Origin of the sequence: Flavobacterium sp. S87F.05.LMB.W.Kidney.N (assembly GCF_004366435.1) — a bacterium.
Taxonomy (GTDB): domain Bacteria; phylum Bacteroidota; class Bacteroidia; order Flavobacteriales; family Flavobacteriaceae; genus Flavobacterium.
The window spans coordinates 596260-616735 of sequence record NZ_SODX01000004.1; the positions used below are offsets into that span (position 1 = coordinate 596260).

Genomic DNA, 20476 nt, shown 5'->3' on the forward strand with positions numbered 1-20476 from the left:
GTAAACGCAATAAAACCCGACAGGTTTTAAAAACCTTTCGGATTTAGATTATTATATTATTCAAACTTTGAGAAAAAACTTTGCGTGGGCTTCCACTTCGCTCAGGCCTGACAAAAAAATAAAATTTATACTGTATTAGCTAGTAGCAGTTATTTCTATAAAGGAATCTGCTGGCTTAAGCAATGTAACGTTCCGAATCCCCATATGAAATCAATGCAGCTGATTCCGATTACTTCTCTGTCTGGAAAACATTCTGAAAGTATATTCAATGCTACGCGATCATTACTGTCATTAAATGTTGGAACTAAAACGCAATTATTCAGAATCAAGAAATTAGCATAACTTGCTGGCAGTCTTAAATCTTCAAAATCAACACGTTTTGGCATTGGTAACGCTACAATAACTGGTGATTTTCCGTTTTCTAATTTTGCATTTTGCAGACGTTTTAAATTATCCTGCAAAGGTTTATAATTAGAATCATTTTTATCTGTTTCTACAATTGTAACGATCGTATCTTCGTTTACAAATCGGCATAAATCATCTATATGTCCGTGTGTATCATCACCTTCGATTCCGTCTCCCAGCCAAATTACATTGGTAACTCCAAGATATTCTTTAAATACGGCTTCGTAATCTTCTTTAGTAAAACCAGGATTTCTAACTTGGATTGTTGGATGCATTAAGCATTCTTCAGAAGTAAGTAATGTTCCTTTTCCGTTTACATCAATAGCGCCGCCTTCAACAATTACTGGTTTTCCTTTGTAAGTAACCTGAGTTAATGGAACATCAATAAAATTAGCAACTTTACCTGGAACAAATTTATCCAGCTGATAGTTTTTATATTTTGCCCAACCGTTGAAGTTGAAATTTAAAGCTTCTCTTTTAGAACCATTTTTTACTATAATTGGTCCAGAATCACGCATCCAGCTTCTGTTTGTTTTATGAATAATAAAAGAAACGTTTTGAATGTTTACGCGGGCTCTTTCAAGCATTTCGGCAACTTTTTCTTTTAGCTTTTCATCGGCCACGACTAAAAAAACCGTTTCAAAAGTGGCTACTTTTTTAATGAATTCTACAAAAGCCCATTGAACTGCTTCGTATTTTCCTGGCCAATCGTTGCCATTATGTGGAAAACACAATACAATTCCTTGCTGCTTTTCCCATTCTGCTGGAAATCTTCTATTATTTGTTGACATAAATAGGTTCTAATTTAGAAAGTGCAAAGATAAGCATTCGCTAGGATTATAAAACTATTGATTAAAATTGATTGGGGTTTCACAACAAATATCTTCCAAAAATTAAGTTAAAGATTAAATAATACATTCTTAATCTTGAACAGAAATGCTGTAATTACTTTTGCCGGAACTAAAAACTAACACATGAAAAAAGTATCTATTTCTCTATTAACAGCTCTTTTTATAATGGCAAGCTGTAATAATGATGAAAACACAAACAACGAACCTGAAATTGTGGTAAACGAAAACCCTGCAGCTTTTAAAGAAATTGGCTCTATTACTATTGGAGGCGAAGCTGCTGCTGAAATCTCTGCTTACTGCGAAAAAACAAAAAAATTATTTACTGTAAACAATAGTGGTGTAAACCAAATTGATGTTATTGATATTACCGATCCAACAAAACCAACAAAAATTGGAAAAATTGATCTGGTAGCTTACGAAGGTGCAGCAAATAGTGTTTCTGTTTTTGACGGAAAATTAGCTGTGGCTTTAGAATCTACAGCAAACAAACAAGGAAACGGCAAAGTTGCTGTTTTCAATACTTCAGATTACAGTTTAATCAAACAAGTTACAGTTGGAGCCTTGCCTGACATGATTACATTTTCTCCAGACGGAAAATATATTATGACTGCTAATGAGGGTGAACCAAATACAGATTATTCTCAAGATCCAAACGGAACGATTTCAATCATCGAAACTAGTACTTATACTGTAACAACTTTAGATTTCGCTTCTTTCAGCGGTCAGGCTGCTGCATTAGCAAAAGATGGATTTAGAATTTCAAAAGCTGCTAAAAGCTTCGCTCAGGATATTGAGCCAGAATATATTACAATTTCTGACGATTCTAAAACTGCCTGGGTTACTTTACAAGAAAACAACGGTGTAGCAAAAGTTGATTTAACTTCTAAAACAATTACTGCTATTTATCCTTTAGGTTTTAAAGATTTCAATACTGCTGAAAATGCTATTGATGTAAGCGACAGTGATGATAAAATTGCTTTTAATCCTTGGAAAGTAAAAGGAATGTTTATGCCAGATGCTATTAGTCATTTTTCTGCTAATAATGTTCCTTATTTTGTGACTGCAAACGAAGGTGATGCAAGAGAATATACTGCCAACACAGATATCAAACGTATGAAAAGTTTAAAACTTGATGCAACTCTTTTTCCTGATGCAGCTACTTTGAAACTAGACGCTAATTTAGGAAGATTAAATCTTGTTACTGATATGGGAGACACAGATGGCGATGGAGATTTAGACGAAATGGTAAGTTTTGGCGCAAGATCGTTCTCTATTTGGAATGGAAACACTGGAAAAATCGTTTATGACAGTAAAAATGATGTAGATAAAAAAACTAACGAATTAGGAACTTACGATGATAAACGAAGTGACGATAAAGGTTCTGAACCCGAAGCCGTATATGTGGCAAAAATGGGATCTCAAAACATTTTGTTTGTTGGTCTAGAAAGATCTGATGCGTTTATGACTTATGATGTTACTAATCCAAATTCGCCGCAATATTTACAAACTGTAAAAACAGGTGACGCACCAGAAGGCATATTATTCATTCCAGCTTCGAAAAGTCCTACAAAAAGAAGCTTATTAGTAGTAAGCAGTGAAGGTGATGGAACGGTTAAAATTTATCAGCCAGATTTGAAATAATACAATTTTAACAAATACTTAAAAGAACAAAATGTGAATTTTGTTCTTTTTTTTTGGTTTCTATTATACTAATATTAACGTATTTACATAATTAAATGCCAAAAGGTGGGAATTATGTAAGAGCATATAGAACACATTCTGAAACACGTCCTCTAATTTTGTCATGAGTTTAAAATAAAAACAATTTAATTTTTGATATCATGAAAAAGAAATTAGTATCAGTATCTTTATTACTACTATCCATTGCGGCAGGCGCACAAAATATGGCTCCGACTTCTACCACACCAAGTGTAGATCAAGAATATAACAAATGGTCTATCGAACTTAATGGTGGTGTTAACAAACCTACGAGAACAATGACTCCTGGTTACACTACAGAATCTGCGAATTTTTTTCACGGAGATTTGGGTGTGAGATATATGTTTAATCCAAAATTTGGTTTGAAATTAGATGTTGGATACGACCAATTTAAAGAGAAAAAAAATACTCCAGATTTTGAAAGCCGTTACGTTAGAGCGAGTTTACAAGGAGTTATCAATGTTGGACGTGCCTTAAATTTTGAAACTTGGACAAACACTATTGGTGTTTTGGCACATGGTGGTTTTGGAGTTTCTCAAATTAGTACTGAAACAGGATTTGGCGGACAAGATTACATGGCACATGGAATCGCTGGTTTAACTGGACAAATCAAATTAAGCAATAGAGTTGCCTTAACTGGAGATCTTACTGGAATTGTTAACGGAAGACAAAACTGGAACTTCGACGGAATGGGTAATACAACAACTGGATCTTTTGACGGTGTTTTATTAAATGCTTCTGTTGGTTTAACTTTCTACCTAGGTAAAAATGAAAAACATGCTGACTGGGTTGGCGAAGAAGATAGAATTGGTGAATTGGAAAAAAGAGTGGACTTAATCGAAACTGGTCTTATCGATTCAGACAAAGATGGAGTTGCTGACTTATACGATTTAGAACCAAATTCAATTGCAGGAGTAGCTGTTAACACAAAAGGACAATCTATTGATACGAATCAAAATGGTGTGCCGGATGAGTTAGAAAGCTATTTAGATAAAACTTACGAAAAGAAAGGCGCTGGAACAGCTACAAACAATACTGTTGAAGAATTAATTAACGGTGGTTATGTAAACGTTTATTTCGATTTCAATTCGTCTAAACCAACAAACGCTTCTTTATCTGGTGTTGATTTCTTAGTAAAATACTTGAAAAATAATCCTGGTAAATCTGCAGATATCATTGGATATGCTGACGAAATTGGAAGCTCAAGCTACAATACTGAATTATCTAGAAAAAGAGCTGAAGCTGTGAAAAAAGTAGCAACAAATGCTGGAATTGATGCTTCTAGATTAAATGTAATTGCTAACGGTGAAGATACTTCTGTGAACAAAAATTCTAAAGAAGCACGTCAAATCGTGAGAAGAGTTACTTTCCAAGTAAGATAATTCTAAAGAATTTAAATATAGAAAAGGCGGTTTCAAATATTGAAACCGCCTTTTTATTTGCACATAAAAAAAGGACAAAGCATAAAAGCTTTGTCCTTTTCTATTATAAAGATAAATTTAATTATTTATCAATTGCTCTTTTTGTAATGTCGCCAAAAGCATCAATTCTTCTATCTCTAAAGAATGGCCAGTTTTGACGAACATTTTCTTGTAAATCTAAATCAACTTCTGCAATTAAGATTTCTTCTTTATCGTGAGAAGCTTGAGCTAATATTTCTCCTTGAGGTCCAGCGATGAAAGAAGCTCCCCAGAATTGAATTCCTTCTGTTCCTTCAATGTATTTTTCTAAACCAATTCTGTTAGCTGCAGCGACAAAAACACCATTTGCAACGGCATGACCTTTCATTACGTTCATCCAAGCTCCGTATTGGTTTTCTCCGTATTGTTCTTTTTCTTTAGGATGCCATCCAATTGCAGTTGGGTAGAATAAAACCTCTGCTCCTTTTAAAGCTGTAATACGTGCAGCTTCTGGATACCATTGATCCCAGCAGATTAAAGTTCCAACTGTTCCTTTTTTAGTTTCAATTGCTTTAAAACCTAAATCACCTGGCGTAAAATAGAATTTTTCATAGAAATGCGGATCGTCTGGAATATGCATTTTACGGTATAAACCTGCTTCTGTACCATCTGCATCAATGATATATGCACTATTATGATAAATTCCAGCCATTCTTTTTTCGAAGAAAGGAACAATGATTACCACTCCTAATTCTTTTGCCAATTCGCTAAAAGCAATAAATGAAGTACTGTAAAGTGGTTCTGCTAATGCAAAATTATCTACATCTTCGCTTTGGCAGAAATAATGACTGCTATATAATTCAGGTAGTAAAATAACTTCTGCTCCTTGACTTGCAGCGTCTCTTACCCAGCTGATACATTTTTTAAGATTATTTTCAGCAACATCATTAAGGTTTAACTGAATTACTGATATTTTATATTTTCTTTTCGGCATGACATAAAATTTAGAGTGCAAAAATAACACTTTTTAAAGGAATGGCAAAGCGAGTTTACTTTACTTAACTATATGATATACAAAAAGAGCTCTTCAGCTCTTTCGATAATTGTTTATAAATTTCGTTTTGTAGAAAAGATTTTAGAAATATAAATCACTTCATCTTTTACAAAATATAATATTTTATAATCCCTAACTATAATTCTTCGATATTCTGGTTCAATTTCATCTCTTTGATACTGTTCCCTAAAATGTATATTTTTAGTAGTACCTAGAATTTCACTTTTAATATTGTTAGCGCCTTGAATCGATTTTTCTTTATAATAATTAAAAATTGTTTTTAAATGATTCTTGGCAGTATCAGTCCACACTACCTTTAAATTCTTTTCCATTACCAGTTCTCAGATTCTTTTTCTAAATCCTCCTGAGAAGTATATTGTCCTTTTTCAATTTCTAATTTACCATCTGCTAGTTGAGTTTTATATTCACTCCTCGTAATTGGTTTTCCTTCTACTGAAAATGCAACTATTTCTTTTTCCTGATAGCTTTCAATAACTGCTTTTACAACTTTTAAAAGACGCTCATCAGCCGTATTAATATATTCTAACACACTTTCTCTCAACTCTAAAGCTCCCATAATCATATTATTTTGATCTTTCAAAGATAAGTATTTTGAATCAGTTTTTTTAAACTATAAAAACCATTTCACAGCAGTTTAAAATTAAACATTTGCAAAATGGTTTTACAACCTAAAAAATCAACTATGCAAGTTGTTACTCGATAACTACTTTTTGAGTTAAGAATTCTGTTTCTGATTTTTTGAATTTAATTTCAAAAGTTCCTTTTACTGTTGATTTAAATTTATAAACTGTTTTCTTAGGTTCCGGAACTTGTTGTGTACAAACTTCTGATGGATATTTTGCAATTACTTGTAATCCTTTTTCTGTTCCAATTGTTACTTCAGAGATTTTGTCGAATTCAGCACAAGCGTTATCTACAATATACGTTACCTCATAGCTCAATTCGTCATTTACTTTTCCTGTCGCTGGTCCTTTAATTTCTGTTACTAATGCTGCCTTTGTATTTTGGTTTACTGGCTTTTCATCGTCGTCGTTGTTGCATGAAACAAATGCAATTGATAAAAATAATACTACCAAAACTGATTTTAATCTAAAACTTTTCATATAAAATAATAATTAATTGTTAATTACTATGAAGATGCGGGTTGGTTGCAATGGTTGCTTTGAAAAAATGTTAAAAATTTCTAACCGGACATTAAACACTTATAAATCAAAAACTTATTTATTAAAAAAAAGTTTTACAATTACCGTTAATTCTTATGAAAATAAAAAGATCTTACTTAGCCCCGATAGAAGCGGCATCCTTTTTCCCGCTTCTTTAGCGGGGAAAAGATATAGCGGATAGCGGGACAAAAAGTACTTTTGAAAACGAATTAGCGTGCTTCTAAATAAAAAAACACCAGCGTTAACTGATGTTTCTTTTAAATATATTTTCTTTTTTTTATTTAGCTATTTTCTTTTTAAAAAGCTTTTTGAAGAGATTTACAACTCCCAGAACAATAAATCCCATTACAAGTCCAATGGAAAATTCTTTTACTATTGCGGGCAATGATGGGAAAAGATGGTGAAAGAATTCAATGTTGTGAACAAATAATCCGCCCGCAACTAATATTAATGCAATGGTTCCGATAATAGTTAGTGCTTTAATTACTTTTGGAAGCGCTTGAACTAAAATGTTTCCAACAGTTTTTAAAAGGCTGTTTTCTTTTTTACTGTGCTGAATCATTTTGAAACCTACTTCGTCCATGCGAACAATAAGCGCTACAATACCATAAACACCAACTGTTGCAATTACGGCAATAATCGACACTGTAATAATCTGCGACAATAATGGTTTTCCGATCACAGTCCCTAAAGCAATGATCACAATTTCTACAGAAAGAATAAAATCGGTTACAATTGCAGATTTTACTTTTGCTTTTTCTACAACTAGAATTTCTTCTTCGGTTAAAACTTCTTCAGTAATTCCTTCTGCTTCTTCGTGTTTGTGCGGAAATATGAATTCGTATATTTTTTCGGCTCCTTCGTAAGCTAAAAACAATCCTCCAAGCACTAAAATTACCATGATTGCGATTGGAAAAAATGCACTTAATAAAAATGCAATTGGAAGAATAATTATTTTATTCAGCAACGAACCTTTACTAATTGCCCATAAAACGGGAAGTTCTCTTGATGAAGCAAATCCTGATGCTTTTTCAGCATTTACTGCTAAATCATCACCCAGAATTCCAGCTGTTTTCTTTGCGGCAACTTTACTCATTACTGCAACGTCATCCATAATTGCTGCGATATCATCTAATAGAACGAAAAAACCTGAAGCCATTTTTTAAATTTATTTTAGTGATGCGAATCTAGACATTTTGACTTAATCTTCCCAACAATATCTTGTCAAAATTTATCGATTTATTCGTAATTTTCTGTATTACAATCTGCAGAAAAATTAACTGCATTGTCCTAAAATAACCCAGATAATAATAAAAACTAAAATAGTTCCGAAACATCCTCCACCTAACTTTTTTGCACCATATCCTGCGATTAAACCTCTAAATATATTATTCATAGCTTTTCTTTTTTTAAATTAATTATTTGAATTTGTTTGATTTATATTAATTATAAAATTCTATGTTTTTAATAAATCTGTTGTTACACAAATGAGGGTAAAAGTTTCAGAATTCACGGATAAAAAAAAAGCACCAGTAAAATACTGATGCTTTTAAGATTAACAATGAAAAAAAAAAATTAATTAGCTGTCTGGTTTCTAACAACCAATTTGCCATCGAAAGCGTCTAATAAAATAATGCTCTCTGTTGTTATATTTCCTGCCAGAATTTCTTTTGACAGCTGGTTTAAAACCTCTCTTTGTACAACACGTTTTACAGGTCTTGCTCCAAATTGAGGATCATATCCTTTGTCTGATAAATAAGCAATTGCTTCTGGAGTTGCATCCATTGTAATTCCTTGTAATGCCAGCATTTTAGTAACGCTCTTAAGCTGTAAACTTACAATTTTCGAAATATTATCAACTGTAAGCGGCGTAAACATTACGATTTCATCGATACGGTTGATAAACTCTGGACGAACAGTTTGTTTTAATAATCCTAGAACTTCGTTTTTAGCTGCTTCTGTTGCTGCTTCTACTCCACCTTTCAGATTTTCGAATTTCTCCTGAATAATCTGGCTTCCCATATTAGAAGTCATGATAATAATTGTGTTTTTAAAATCAGCCAGACGACCTTTGTTATCTGTTAAACGCCCTTCATCTAGAACCTGTAACAGTATGTTGAAGGTATCTGGATGTGCTTTTTCGATCTCGTCTAACAATATTACAGAATATGGTTTTCTACGAACAGCTTCTGTCAATTGACCTCCTTCATCATAACCTACATATCCTGGAGGCGCACCAACTAAACGGCTCACACTGTGGCGCTCTTGGTATTCACTCATATCGATACGCGTCATGGCGTTTTCATCATCAAAAAGATATTCGGCCAATGCTTTTGCAAGCTCTGTTTTACCAACTCCTGTTGTTCCTAAAAATAAGAATGTTCCAACTGGTTTTTTCATATCCTGTAAACCAGCACGACTTCTGCGAACAGCATCACTTACGGCTTCAATCGCTTCTTCCTGTCCTACTACACGTTTGTGTAACTCATCTTCAAGATGCAAGAGTTTTTCTCTTTCTGTTTGAAGCATTTTCATTACTGGAATTCCTGTCCATTTTGCTACAACTTCGGCAATATCTTCTCTGGTAACTTCTTCTTTAATCAAAGATGTACCCGATTGAAATTCAAGTAATTGTTTTTGCAAAGCTTCCTGACGTTCCTGTGCTTCTTTTATTTTTCCGTAACGAATTTCGGCCACTTTTCCGTAATCACCATCACGTTCTGCACGTTCTGCTTCATACTTAAAGTCTTCGATTTCAAGTTTTACAGCCTGAATTCCGTCAACAACATCTTTTTCTGATTTCCATTTTGCGTAGATTTCGTTGCGTTCTTCTTTTAGATTCGCCAAATCCATATGCAGAATCTTCAGTTTGCTTTCTTCTTTTTCGCGTTTAATGGCTTCAATCTCAATTTCTAACTGCATTATTTTACGATCCAAAACATCCAATTCTTCTGGTTTTGAATTGATTTCCATACGCAGTTTAGAAGCCGCTTCGTCCATTAAATCAATGGCTTTATCTGGTAAAAAACGGTTTGTAATATAACGTTGCGAAAGTTCAACTGCTGCAATAATAGCTTCGTCTTTAATCTGAACTTTATGATGTGTTTCGTATTTCTCTTTAATTCCACGTAAGATCGAAATCGCACTTTCTGTATCTGGTTCGTCGATTAGAACTTTTTGGAAACGTCTTTCAAGCGCTTTATCTTTCTCAAAATATTTTTGATATTCGTCTAATGTCGTTGCTCCAATTGCTCTTAACTCACCACGAGCTAAAGCAGGTTTTAAGATATTGGCAGCATCCATGGCGCCTTCTCCTCCACCCGCGCCTACAAGGGTGTGAATTTCATCAATAAACAAAACGATATCCCCTTCTGCAGCTGTAACTTCCTTAACAACTGATTTTAAGCGTTCTTCAAATTCTCCTTTGAATTTTGCACCGGCAATTAAAGCTCCCATATCTAATGAGAAAACGATTTTATCTTTTAAGTTTTCCGGTACATCCCCATCAACGATTCTGTGTGCTAAACCTTCTGCAATTGCAGTTTTACCAACTCCGGGTTCCCCAACCAACATTGGGTTGTTTTTGGTTCTTCTAGTCAGAATCTGCAGCACACGGCGAATTTCTTCATCACGTCCAATAACAGGATCTAGTTTTCCGGTGCGCGCTAGCTCATTTAAATTTTTAGCATATTTATTTAAGGAGTTATAAGTTTCTTCAGCTGAAGCTGATGTCACTCTTTCTCCCTTGCGAAGTTCTTCGATTGCGGCTTTTAGACCTTTACCAGTAACTCCCTGATCTTTTAAAATCTGAGAAACTTTACTTTTTGAGTCGAAAATCGCTAAAATTAAATGTTCGATCGAAACATATTCGTCGTTCATTTTTTGTGCAATAATTTCAGCTTCATTCAAAGCTTTATTGGCGTCTCTCGAAAGCAGAATGTCGCCTCCTGAAACTTTTGGAAAACTCTGAATTGTACTGTCTAGAATTTGTAAAAACAAAGGCACATTAACATTTAATTTTTTCAATATAAAAGGCGCCACGTTTTCATCAACTTCAAAAATTGCTTTGAAAATGTGCTCATTTTCAATTTGCTGCTGGCCATTTCGTTGTGCTATTTGCTGTGACAACTGAATGGCTTCCTGCGATTTAATAGTAAACTTGTTAATATTCATATTTTTTTCAATTTGATTGATTTTATTTATCTGGTATTCAATAAGATTAAAGTTACAACTTATTGAGATACTTTTTTAGTTCAAATACTCTAACTTTGTATTCGAATAGACAAATTATATTCCATATCAAAAATAAAGACAAAATGACATTAAAAAGATGATTTTTATCATTTTTAAATGTCAAAAAGTCATAAAACAAGTCAAATATGAGTTTTTTTAATTCAATCTTCGGAAGTTCAGAGAACTCAGAAGCTCCAAAAAGTAAAGTAAACTGGACAGAATTAACAGATATTGTTCAATTAATGGAAATCGAAGCAATATCAAATGAAAAACCAGTGGTTATCTTTAAACATAGTACAAGATGCAGTATCAGCCGAATGGCATTAAAACAATTTGAAAGAGATTATGATCTTGAAGGAATTGTCGATGCGTATTTCTTAGATTTGATTGCTCATCGCGATATTTCAAATGAAATAGCAAGCAGATTCGGTGTTTATCACGAATCTCCGCAATTAATTTTAATTAAAAATGGAAAAGCAGTTTATAATGTTTCCCACAGCGATATTGACGCACAAGCTTTAAAAAGTAAAGTGTAATTTTTTTTTTGTAAAATGTGAAATGTAAGACAGTTAAGGAGTAATAGTTATTTCTTCTCACATTTCACATTTCACATTTCACATTTTACATGTCACATTTTACATGTCACATTTTACATGTCACATTTTACATTTCTAAAAACTTCCATCAGAACCTCCTCCACTGAAGCCTCCACCTCCAAACTCCATAGGAGAAGCTTGTGGTTTTACTTCCGGTTTCATTCCAAAAGTAGAAGCTACTACTAAAGCTTCAGCGCTTAAAATAGCATCTGAATGATTGATTCTATCAGGCTTAAAAGTTAAGCCACTTTCCTTTCCTTTTAATTTTTTAATGGAGAAATAGGCAATTGCAAATAAAATAAGCCCGCCAAGAGTCAGCGCAACTTCTATAGGTAAAACTGCGTAATAAAAACGGATTGTATAAATTGAAAATCCAATAGCTAAAAAACTGATCCACAACATTATCCTATCTTTTGTTTTTAAAGCCTGAACCAAATACACAATTGGAACAATAAAAGTAAATCCGTAGAAGAAAAATGCAAATGGAATATCAGTTCCTGGTTTAATTTCTGTTCCTAAAAGTTCTGCAGAAAGCTCTCTAACTACCAGATAATTACAAGAAAGATAAAACAGCACTAAACAAAAACTATTGGCTAATAGAAGTCCATTGTAATAGTAACTTTCGTTTAGATTATTAATTAATTTCTTTGTTACAAAATAAAAAATTGCAGCTAAAATCATTGCTGTAAAAGGCAGAATAGCTTTTCCTAAATCTCCGAATTCAAACATTCCGAAAAATAAAAAAGCTGTTACAGCTAGACAAAACACCAGCATCGATAGTAAATGTAAATATCTCAAAAACATAAAAATGGCCACAACAGCCACAAAGAAAGCAATAACTATTTCATAACCTTCTGTAGTGATTCCGATAGCAAATCCCACATTTAAAAGTGCTCCTAATATAAATGAGTCATCTAAACCGTGGTTATGGAAATTCTGTTTTGCCAATAATTCTGAGCCCACAAAACCAACAGCAGCAAACAAGTAACAGCAAATTTCAAGAAAGATATGTTCTGAACTTAATCCTAAAATAGAAATTGCTCCACATATCGAACTATACAATAAATTCCCCAACAAAAAGAACCCCAGCCTCACCAGAATATTATCTTGACTTTTAAAAACGGGTAATTCTTTTTTTATAAACTTCTTCTGCTCTTTGCTTATAAAACCTCCTTTGTATAAAGTATCGGCTTCATCAACTAATGCATCATTATTTAATATTTGTTTGTCGTATACTATCATTCCGCGATTTCTTTATGAAAGTTTTTGATTAATTTGATGAACATTATAATTGAACCGATAAAATATGCCGGTAATAAGAAAATAAATAATTCCCAAATATTGGAGAAATCAACATTTTCGAAAATTCTAAATATCAATATATTTATTCCAACATAACCGTACACAATCATAAATACATAGATCGACATTGCTTTGAATTCGTAACTAACTTTATAAAAATAAAATGTTGAACCAATTAAAACTCCTGCGAAAATCAGCCAAATTAAAATATAATGATGCAGTAAATTGCTTATTGCCGCAATACTGATAATATGCAGAGCAAAAGTTAGAAAGATCAAACTAAAATGAGTTTTAAGGGAAATTCGATTACTATAAATGGTCCATACTATGAGTAAAACTCCCAGCATAACAGCAGAATAGCTCAAACTATCGCTGGCATAAAAATCATTCCCGTTTAATAAATCCTGAGGCGTTACCGAAAGTCCGATATAAGCTGCTAAACCGGTTACGGCAATTGTTAATACGCTTTTATTGTCGAAATAGTATGCACAAAAGAAACTGACTATTGTTGGAACTAAAGTTGCTAATCCATAATGTTCTCCAAAAGGTTTGTATTGAAATTGAAGGTAACCAATAAAAATACAGGTTAAAATATTAGCTAATAAAACCAGATATTCTAAAACAGGATGCTCGAAAGTTGTTTCTGTTTTTTGAAAACCTTTTGAATTCTTGAAACAATAATAAAAACAAATTGCTATTACGATTAAAAGAAGGGAAAGAATAGCAATATGACCAATCGTGTCTATGTTTTCATAAATCAGAATTCCTATTCCTGAAGTAAATAATAAAACAGATAAATAAAGAAATAACTTTAATTCTGCATTTACCGAAAAGATATTTAAATTTCGATATGCTTTAACTTCTTCAAACTGATTTTCTGTAATTAAACCTTTTTCATAAAGACTTAAAGTAGACTGCTCGTCAAATTTTTTCATTCGAATTGTTTAAAGTGATTATCAAATATATGTATTTAGCATGAATTTTCTCCTTTTACTTCAAAACCTTTTCAATCATTACCCGAATCTTTTACCTGATTATTAATATCATGAAATAATTATTAGTGTAAAAACAACACTTATAATACTTGTAATCAAAACATTAAATGATAAAAAATTGATAAATTAATTTGAAATAATTTTTATTCTTTTACATTTGTGCAATCGATTACATTAACTATTAAAACCACAAAAAACCACGCTTAAATGAAAACAAAACTTATTCTACTCGCACTCCTTTTGCCATGTTCCTATCTTTTTGCTCAAAATTATTTTATGAGCTCACCAGAAGGATTTGGAGCTTCAGCAACTGGAGGCGGAAATGCGCCTCCTGTAACTGTGACGACTTTAACCGATTTAACAGCAAAATTAAAGCTGACTACTCCGCAGGTTATTTTAGTTTCTGGAACTATAAATTGTTCATACACGAGCCTCCTAGTGAATGACAAGACCATTATCGGTCTTCCTGGAGCACGATTAGTAAACTTAGATCAAACCGCTGCAGGTTCTGGAATTTTAAGTTTAAAACCCGGATCAAATAATATTATCATTAGAAATCTAATTTTTGAGGGCCCAGGTGCTTATGATGTTGACGGACGCGATAATCTAACCTCTGAAGCAACCAATATATGGGTTGATCATTGTGAATTTCAAGATGGAATGGATGGAAATTTTGACAACAAAGGTGCAGCAGATAATGTAACTGTTTCTTGGTGTAAGTTTATTTACTTAAAGGCTCCAAAATCTGGCGGATCCGGCGGTGCAGATGACCACCGTTTTTCAGATTTAGTAGGCTCTTCTAAAACCGACGCTCCTTCTGACGGTCATTACAGCATTACTTTTAAAAACTGTTATTGGGCTGAAGGCTGTAAAGAAAGAATGCCTAGAGCAAGAAATGCCGAACTTCATATCTTAAACTGTTATTACAATACATCAGTATCGGGTTCGCTTGCAATTGGTTTAGGCGGTGGAAGCAACAACACAACTTGTTATGTAGAAGGTACTGATTTTGCCAAAATTGGAACTGCTTTTAAAAACTATGTGAGCACAGATGGCGGTACAATTGGAATTGCTTTTTCAGATTGTTTAAATGCGCCAACAAGTTCAGGAACTGCTGTAACTAAACCTTCTTATTCTTACAGTACTTTACCAATCGCTAACGTTGCAGGATTCGTTTCGAATTCTTCTTGTGGTGCTGGAGCAACACTTCAAGTTACTGCTCAAGGTGTTTTATCTACAAGCTGCAATAATTTAGGATTGAATGAAAATACAAATAACTTAGATCTAAAATATTATCCATCGGTTATTAATCGTCTTTTAAATATAGATTTTTCAAGTACAGATAATGGATTGGCTCAGGTTAATTTATTTTCATCGAATGGTGCAAAAGTATATTCGCAATCAAAAAATATCTCTGGCGATGAAAAATTAGAACTGAATGTTGGAAATCTTACCAAAGGCCTATATATCTGTAAAGTACAAATAGAAAACCGAAGCAAAACTTTTAAACTGGTAAAAAACTAAATTTACTTCATAAAATAAGGTCATTGAAACAAATCAATGACCTTTTACTTTTTACATCCAACTTTTTACATTTCACAAAAACTAAAAAGCTGCTTTCATTTTATCTTTAATAGCATCTAGGCATAAATTATTGATACTTCCTTCGTGCGTGTGTTTGGTTTCTTTTGGAGATTTATACTTTCCCGCTTCTAATTGCTCAGCAACAGCTTTGTAAGCATCTCTAAACGGCATTCCTGCTACAACCATTTCGTTTAAAGTATCAACCGTAAACAAATAATCGTATTTTTTATCTTCTAAAATATGATCTTTAACTGTAATATCTTTTATAGAAAATATTGCAATATCCAAACAAGATTTTAAAGTCTGAATCGCTGGAAATAAACCTTCTTTTAAAAGCTGTAAATCTCTATGATAACCGCTTGGAAGATTATTGGTGATTAAAGTGATTTCGTATGGAAGCGCCTGAATCTTATTGCATTTTCCTCTGATTAATTCGAAAACATCAGGATTCTTTTTGTGGGGCATAATGCTTGAACCAGTTGTAAGATGTGCCGGTAAACCAATAAAATCAAAGTTTTGGCTCATATACAAACAAACGTCCATCGCAAATTTTGATAACGTTCCAGCCACACTTGTCATCGCAAAAGCAACTGTTTTCTCCGCTTTTCCACGGCTCATTTGTGCTGCAACGGCATTGTATTTTAAGGTTTCAAATCCTAATTCTTTTGTTGTAAATGTTCTATTGATTGGAAATGAACTTCCATAACCTGCAGCAGATCCTAACGGATTCTGATCTACAATTTTTGAAGCGGCGTTCAGCATCGTAATATCATCAATAAGACTCTCTGCATAAGCAGAAAACCACATTCCGAATGACGATGGCATGGCGATTTGTAAATGTGTATAACCTGGCAATAAAACGTTTTGATGCTTTTCCGCAGATTCCATTAACAAGTCAAAAAGTGTTTTTACTTGTTCTTTTATCGCTTTTAATTCGTCTTTAAGATATAAATGAACGTCTACCAAAACCTGATCATTACGAGAACGCGCGGTGTGTATTTTTTTTCCGGCATCGCCCAGTTTTACCGTTAATAAATATTCAATTTTAGAATGTACGTCTTCAAAACTGTCTTCGATTTCGAAATTTCCAACGACAATATCAGCGATAATTTCGTTTAACGCATCAACCAAAGAAGTTGTTTCTTCTTCAGTTAATAAACCAATTTGTCCCAGCATTTTAGCATGAGCAATTGAACCTAAAGCATCGTATTTTGCCAGAACCAAATCCAGTTCACGGTCGTTTCCAACGGTAAATTGTTCGATTTGTTTATCTGTTGGTATTCCTTTTTCCCAAAGTTTCATAAGATGTATGTTTTTTGTTTCACAGAGATACTCAAAGGTTCTCAGAGATTCACAAAGTTTCTTTTCACTTAATGTTTCTAAGTTCCCGAGTGTTCTAGCCCCGATAGCAGTGGAAATCCTTTTATTTTTTTTCTTTAAAAAAATAAAAGATTGGAACGGATAGCGGGATTAGCTCCTAAAAAATATTATAATTTAAAGAAATCAGTTAGTATTTTGATATACAAATCGACTCCTTCTTCAATTTCATTTACAAAAATAAATTCGTCTGCTGAATGCGAACGTAACGTTTCTCCTGGCCCTAATTTTAAAGACTGACAGCTCAAAACCGATTGATCTGAAAGTGTTGGAGATCCATAAGTTGTTCTTCCTAAAGCAATTCCAGCCTGCACTAAACCGTGCGCAACTGGAATAGAAGAAGCATTTAAATGCATTGATCTTGGTGTTACTTCGGCGTTTACATTTGCTTTTACAACTTCCAAAATTTCAGCGTTGGTATAACGGTCTGTTACGCGAATATCGACAACCAAGTCACATTCTGACGGCACAACATTATGCTGTTTCCCTGCATTGATTTGCGTTACGGTCATTTTTACAGGACCTAAAACGTCTGAGATTTTGTCGAATTTATAGTTTTTAAACCATTCCATTACCGGAATTGATTTATATAAAGCATTATCGTCGTTTTGATGCGCTGCGTGGCTTGCTGTTCCCTTTACTTTTACATCCAGAACTAATAAACCTTTTTCTGCTACTGCTAGCTGCATTAAAGTTGGTTCTCCTACAATAGCGCAGTCTAATTCTGGTAAATGTTTTAAAACGCTGTTTAAACCGTTTTTTCCACTGCTTTCTTCTTCGGCGGAAGCCACAATAACAATATTATGCGATAGATTTTGGTTTTCGTAAAAGTGAACAAAAGTCGCTAATAATGACACCAGACAGCCTCCAGCATCATTACTTCCTAATCCGAATAGTTTTCCGTCTTTTTCGATTGCTTTAAACGGATCATTCGTATACGCCTGATTAGGTCTTACGGTATCGTGATGTGAGTTGAGTAAAAGTGTTGGTTTGTTTTCGTCGAAATACTTATTGAAAGCCCACACATTATTGTTTTCTCTCTTGAAAGGAATCTCGTTTTGATTGAACCAATTTTCGATTAAAAGAGCCGTCTGATCTTCTTCACTCGAAAATGAAGGGGTTTCGATTAAGCTTTTTAATAAACTAATTGCTTCTTGGGTAAGCGTATCTATACTTTTCATAAGTTTGGTTTCTTTGCCACGAAGGTGCGAAGTCACAAAGTTTTTTAATTTAAATTTGCGACATTTTTGATTGGCGCAAATTTCTTAAATTAAATTCTAAAAGCACTGCGCAGCTCCGTTTTTTTGCCACTACTTGCACGAATTTTCACAAATTATCTTTTTTGTGACAGATTTAAAATCAAAATAAACTTTTTCATGTAAGTCTAAAATTATTTTCTCTTTTAACTAAAAAAATCAGAGTCAAATTGTGGCAACATTTTTTTATAATGTAATCGTTGTATGCGGAATATTTGAATTTTGAAGCATTCTGTGATGTCCAATTTTGATTTTCTGCACACCTCTTGACAAACTATTGAAACAATTATCCAATTTCGGAATCATTCCAGAATGAATTACTTTTTCTTCTTTTAGTTTATTGTATAATGTTTCGTTGATTTCTGTTATTACAGAAGAATCGTCTTCTGAATCCTGCAAAACGCCTTGTTTTTCAAAACAATATGTCAGCGTAACATCAAAAGCTTCAGATAATGCAATTGATAATTCGCTTGCGATAGTATCTGCATTTGTGTTTAGCAATTGTCCGTTTTTGTCGTGTGTAATGGCACAGAAAACAGGAACAACTCCAGCTTCTAACAAAGTTGCCAATAATTTGGTATTCACTTGTTTTACATCACCTACAAATCCATAATCGATTGTTGGATGGTTTCTTTTTACCGATTGAATTAAATTCCCATCAGCTCCTGAAAAACCAATTGCATTATTGTCTTTGGCCTGCAATTGCGCCACAATATGTTTGTTGATTTGTCCGGCGTAAATCATTACCACAACATCAAGCATTGGAGCATCTGTAATTCGGCGTCCGTCAATCATTTGGGGAACCAAACCAATACTCTGCGCCATTTTTGTAGCCGATTTTCCACCACCATGAACTAAAACTTTATGTCCTTCAATTTTAGAAAAATCGGTTAAGAATTGTTCTAATTCTGCTGGATTATCGATGATGTTTCCACCTATTTTTATTACTGATACATTCATAAGATTCTAAGGTTCTGAGATTCTAAGATACTAAGTTTTTTTGCGCAAAGTTTCTTAGCATCTTAGTAGCTTAGAATCTTAGCAACTTTAAAAAAATTATATTTTTTTAAGAATCTTCTGTAAAACTAATTGTGCCGAATACGTTCTGTTATTCGCTTGTTCGATTACAATTGAATTTTCGCCGTCTAAAACTTCATCGCTAACAATTACATTACGACGAACTGGAAGACAGTGCATGAATTTTCCGTTATTCGTTAAAGCCATTTTTTCAGCTGTAACAGTCCAATTCGGATCGCTGTTGGTTACTTTTCCGTAGTCGTTGAAGTTACTCCAGTTTTTTACGTAAACGAAATCGGCATTTTCAAAAGCTTTATCTTGATCATATTCGATTGTGCATTCTTTTGTAATTTCCGGACTTAGCTCGTAACCTTCTGGATGTGTGATTACAAAATCCATATCTTTTTGCATCTGCATCATTTCTACGAATGAATTAGCAACGGCTTGAGGTAAGGCTTTTGGATGTGGAGCCCATGAAAGCACTACTTTTGGTTTGTGTTTCGTTTTGAATTCTTCCATTGTAATGGCATCTGCTAAAGATTGTAACGGGTGACGAACAGCACTTTCCATATTTACAATTGGCACTGTAGCGTATTTCAAAAATCCTGAGATTACAGTTTCTTGGTAATCTTTTTCTTTATCAACCAAACCTGCAAAGGCACGGATTGCGATGATATCACAGTATTGAGAAACTACTTCTGCCGCTTCTTTAATGTGTTCTGAAGCACCCGAATTCATTACTGCTCCATCTTCGAATTCTAAAGTCCATCCTTCGTTGGTAAAATTCATTACCATTACGTTCATTCCTAAATTTAAAGCCGCTTTTTGAGTACTCAGACGCGTTCTTAAACTCGGATTGAAAAATAACATTCCTAAGGTTTTATTCTTTCCTAAACTTTGATTTTTAAGCGGATTCTTTTTGATTTTTATCGCTTGTTTTACCCATTTTGATAATGAGTTGATGTCTTTTATTGAGATATAGTTCATTTGTTTTTTGTTTTTGTTAGTTGTCTAAAGTTAGACGCTGATTATACTGATTCGCTATCGCGAAGACACTGATTTATACGGATTTTTCTATTCTTACTTTGCGACTGTTTTCGAAAATTTTCCGCCTAAATTCTGGTTTTGCACCAAAATTTAAAAGCAAACCTACTTCGCAATTTGTTCCTCTTAGATAATTCAAAATTTGATTTTCAAATTCTTTAGCTATGCAATCTGCTGCTTTTAATTCTAAAATAATTAAATCTTCTACTATTAAGTCGGCATAATATTGTCCAACTTCAATTCCTTTATAATAAACTTCTATTTTCTTTTGAGCTTCAACTTTCAATCCTTTACTTTTTAGTTCTAAGTATAATGAATTTTGATAAACTCTCTCTAAAAAACCATATCCCAATTCATTATACACTTCATAAAAAGTTTTAATTATAGTATCCGTCAACTCCTCATGCAATAAATTCATATTTCAACATTTAAAAATCCGTAAAAATCCGCGTTTTCACG

General features: G+C 33.4%; 18 protein-coding genes. 4 read left to right on the forward strand and 14 right to left on the reverse strand.

The features are described 5' to 3' along the window. Positions 1–155: 155 nt before the first annotated feature. On the reverse strand, positions 156–1196 hold the full coding sequence (locus EDB96_RS15160; protein WP_134141735.1) for an agmatine/peptidylarginine deiminase: 1041 nt from the start codon (positions 1194–1196) through the stop codon (positions 156–158). 183 nt (positions 1197–1379) lie between these two features. Between EDB96_RS15160 and EDB96_RS15165 the strand changes: the two genes are divergently transcribed. After that, positions 1380–2897: a choice-of-anchor I family protein gene (locus EDB96_RS15165; protein WP_134141737.1), complete on the forward strand. Its 1518-nt coding sequence runs from the start codon at positions 1380–1382 to the stop codon at positions 2895–2897. Positions 2898–3097: 200 nt separating this feature from the next. Further along, the gene (locus tag EDB96_RS15170; RefSeq protein ID WP_057118407.1) at positions 3098–4357 is read left to right on the forward strand and encodes an OmpA family protein; all 1260 of its coding nucleotides are present in this window, start codon (positions 3098–3100) and stop codon (positions 4355–4357) included. 121 nt (positions 4358–4478) lie between these two features. Here the strand turns inward: EDB96_RS15170 and EDB96_RS15175 are convergent, their stop codons facing one another. The 6 genes from EDB96_RS15175 to clpB all read right to left on the reverse strand — a co-directional run bounded on the left by EDB96_RS15175 (position 4479) and on the right by clpB (position 10786). Next, positions 4479–5369, reverse strand: a complete 891-nt coding sequence (locus EDB96_RS15175) for a carbon-nitrogen hydrolase (protein WP_057118408.1) — start codon at positions 5367–5369, stop codon at positions 4479–4481. 113 nt (positions 5370–5482) lie between these two features. After that, positions 5483–5761 carry a type II toxin-antitoxin system RelE/ParE family toxin gene (locus EDB96_RS15180; protein WP_134141738.1) on the reverse strand — a complete coding sequence of 93 codons (279 nt, stop codon included), beginning with the start codon at positions 5759–5761 and terminating at the stop codon, positions 5483–5485. Next, positions 5761–6030, reverse strand: coding sequence for a hypothetical protein (locus tag EDB96_RS15185; RefSeq protein ID WP_134141739.1), 270 nt, complete (start codon positions 6028–6030; stop codon positions 5761–5763). The genes EDB96_RS15180 and EDB96_RS15185 overlap by 1 nt, the downstream gene beginning before the upstream one ends. A gap of 112 nt (positions 6031–6142) precedes the next feature. Next, on the reverse strand, positions 6143–6553 hold the full coding sequence (locus tag EDB96_RS15190) for a hypothetical protein (protein WP_057118411.1): 411 nt from the start codon (positions 6551–6553) through the stop codon (positions 6143–6145). Positions 6554–6890: 337 nt separating this feature from the next. After that, complete coding sequence (locus EDB96_RS15195; protein ID WP_134141741.1) at positions 6891–7772, reverse strand: DUF808 domain-containing protein; 882 nt, start codon at positions 7770–7772, stop codon at positions 6891–6893. 416 nt (positions 7773–8188) lie between these two features. Beyond that, complete coding sequence (gene clpB / locus EDB96_RS15200) at positions 8189–10786, reverse strand: ATP-dependent chaperone ClpB (protein ID WP_134141743.1); 2598 nt, start codon at positions 10784–10786, stop codon at positions 8189–8191. 206 nt (positions 10787–10992) lie between these two features. On the opposite strand from clpB, the gene ytxJ reads away from it, so the two are divergent. Next, positions 10993–11382 carry a bacillithiol system redox-active protein YtxJ gene (gene ytxJ / locus EDB96_RS15205; RefSeq protein ID WP_134141745.1) on the forward strand — a complete coding sequence of 130 codons (390 nt, stop codon included), beginning with the start codon at positions 10993–10995 and terminating at the stop codon, positions 11380–11382. Between the two features lie 135 nt (positions 11383–11517). On the opposite strand, the gene EDB96_RS15210 is transcribed toward ytxJ, so the two are convergent. Then, positions 11518–12684 (reverse strand): hypothetical protein, encoded by a 1167-nt coding sequence (locus tag EDB96_RS15210; RefSeq protein WP_134141746.1) that lies wholly within the window; start codon positions 12682–12684, stop codon positions 11518–11520. After that, positions 12681–13679 (reverse strand): DUF2157 domain-containing protein, encoded by a 999-nt coding sequence (locus tag EDB96_RS15215; protein ID WP_134141747.1) that lies wholly within the window; start codon positions 13677–13679, stop codon positions 12681–12683. Before EDB96_RS15215 ends, EDB96_RS15210 begins: the two co-directional genes overlap by 4 nt. Before the next feature lie 336 nt (positions 13680–14015). Between EDB96_RS15215 and EDB96_RS15220 the strand changes: the two genes are divergently transcribed. Then, positions 14016–15263, forward strand: coding sequence for a T9SS type A sorting domain-containing protein (locus tag EDB96_RS15220; RefSeq protein ID WP_243839354.1), 1248 nt, complete (start codon positions 14016–14018; stop codon positions 15261–15263). An 81-nt stretch (positions 15264–15344) separates the two neighbouring features. On the opposite strand, the gene argH is transcribed toward EDB96_RS15220, so the two are convergent. The 5 genes from argH to EDB96_RS15245 all read right to left on the reverse strand — a co-directional run bounded on the left by argH (position 15345) and on the right by EDB96_RS15245 (position 20435). Further along, positions 15345–16625, reverse strand: a complete 1281-nt coding sequence (argH, locus tag EDB96_RS15225; RefSeq protein ID WP_134141750.1) for an argininosuccinate lyase — start codon at positions 16623–16625, stop codon at positions 15345–15347. 185 nt (positions 16626–16810) lie between these two features. Then, entirely contained in the window at positions 16811–17881 is a 1071-nt protein-coding gene (locus tag EDB96_RS15230) for a M20 family metallo-hydrolase (protein ID WP_057118419.1), read from the reverse strand. Positions 17882–18142: 261 nt separating this feature from the next. Beyond that, positions 18143–18916 carry an acetylglutamate kinase gene (argB, locus tag EDB96_RS15235; RefSeq protein ID WP_134141751.1) on the reverse strand — a complete coding sequence of 258 codons (774 nt, stop codon included), beginning with the start codon at positions 18914–18916 and terminating at the stop codon, positions 18143–18145. Positions 18917–19012: 96 nt separating this feature from the next. Beyond that, positions 19013–19960, reverse strand: coding sequence for an N-acetylornithine carbamoyltransferase (locus EDB96_RS15240; protein ID WP_134141752.1), 948 nt, complete (start codon positions 19958–19960; stop codon positions 19013–19015). Between the two features lie 73 nt (positions 19961–20033). Next, on the reverse strand, positions 20034–20435 hold the full coding sequence (locus tag EDB96_RS15245; RefSeq protein ID WP_134141753.1) for a GxxExxY protein: 402 nt from the start codon (positions 20433–20435) through the stop codon (positions 20034–20036). Positions 20436–20476 lie beyond the last annotated feature (41 nt).

Coding starts and splice junctions, on each gene's coding strand:
- EDB96_RS15190 (WP_057118411.1), bottom strand. CDS start 6,553: ATGAAAAGTTTTAGATTAAAATCAGTTTTGGTAGTATTATTTTTATCA.
- clpB (WP_134141743.1), bottom strand. CDS start 10,786: ATGAATATTAACAAGTTTACTATTAAATCGCAGGAAGCCATTCAGTTG.
- EDB96_RS15165 (WP_134141737.1), top strand. CDS start 1,380: ATGAAAAAAGTATCTATTTCTCTATTAACAGCTCTTTTTATAATGGCA.
- EDB96_RS15230 (WP_057118419.1), bottom strand. CDS start 17,881: ATGAAAAGTATAGATACGCTTACCCAAGAAGCAATTAGTTTATTAAAA.
- EDB96_RS15170 (WP_057118407.1), top strand. CDS start 3,098: ATGAAAAAGAAATTAGTATCAGTATCTTTATTACTACTATCCATTGCG.
- EDB96_RS15245 (WP_134141753.1), bottom strand. CDS start 20,435: ATGAATTTATTGCATGAGGAGTTGACGGATACTATAATTAAAACTTTT.
- argH (WP_134141750.1), bottom strand. CDS start 16,625: ATGAAACTTTGGGAAAAAGGAATACCAACAGATAAACAAATCGAACAA.
- EDB96_RS15160 (WP_134141735.1), bottom strand. CDS start 1,196: ATGTCAACAAATAATAGAAGATTTCCAGCAGAATGGGAAAAGCAGCAA.
- EDB96_RS15210 (WP_134141746.1), bottom strand. CDS start 12,684: ATGATAGTATACGACAAACAAATATTAAATAATGATGCATTAGTTGAT.
- argB (WP_134141751.1), bottom strand. CDS start 18,916: ATGAATGTATCAGTAATAAAAATAGGTGGAAACATCATCGATAATCCA.
- ytxJ (WP_134141745.1), top strand. CDS start 10,993: ATGAGTTTTTTTAATTCAATCTTCGGAAGTTCAGAGAACTCAGAAGCT.
- EDB96_RS15240 (WP_134141752.1), bottom strand. CDS start 19,960: ATGAACTATATCTCAATAAAAGACATCAACTCATTATCAAAATGGGTA.
- EDB96_RS15220 (WP_243839354.1), top strand. CDS start 14,016: ATGAGCTCACCAGAAGGATTTGGAGCTTCAGCAACTGGAGGCGGAAAT.
- EDB96_RS15180 (WP_134141738.1), bottom strand. CDS start 5,761: ATGGAAAAGAATTTAAAGGTAGTGTGGACTGATACTGCCAAGAATCAT.
- EDB96_RS15215 (WP_134141747.1), bottom strand. CDS start 13,679: ATGAAAAAATTTGACGAGCAGTCTACTTTAAGTCTTTATGAAAAAGGT.
- EDB96_RS15195 (WP_134141741.1), bottom strand. CDS start 7,772: ATGGCTTCAGGTTTTTTCGTTCTATTAGATGATATCGCAGCAATTATG.
- EDB96_RS15175 (WP_057118408.1), bottom strand. CDS start 5,369: ATGCCGAAAAGAAAATATAAAATATCAGTAATTCAGTTAAACCTTAAT.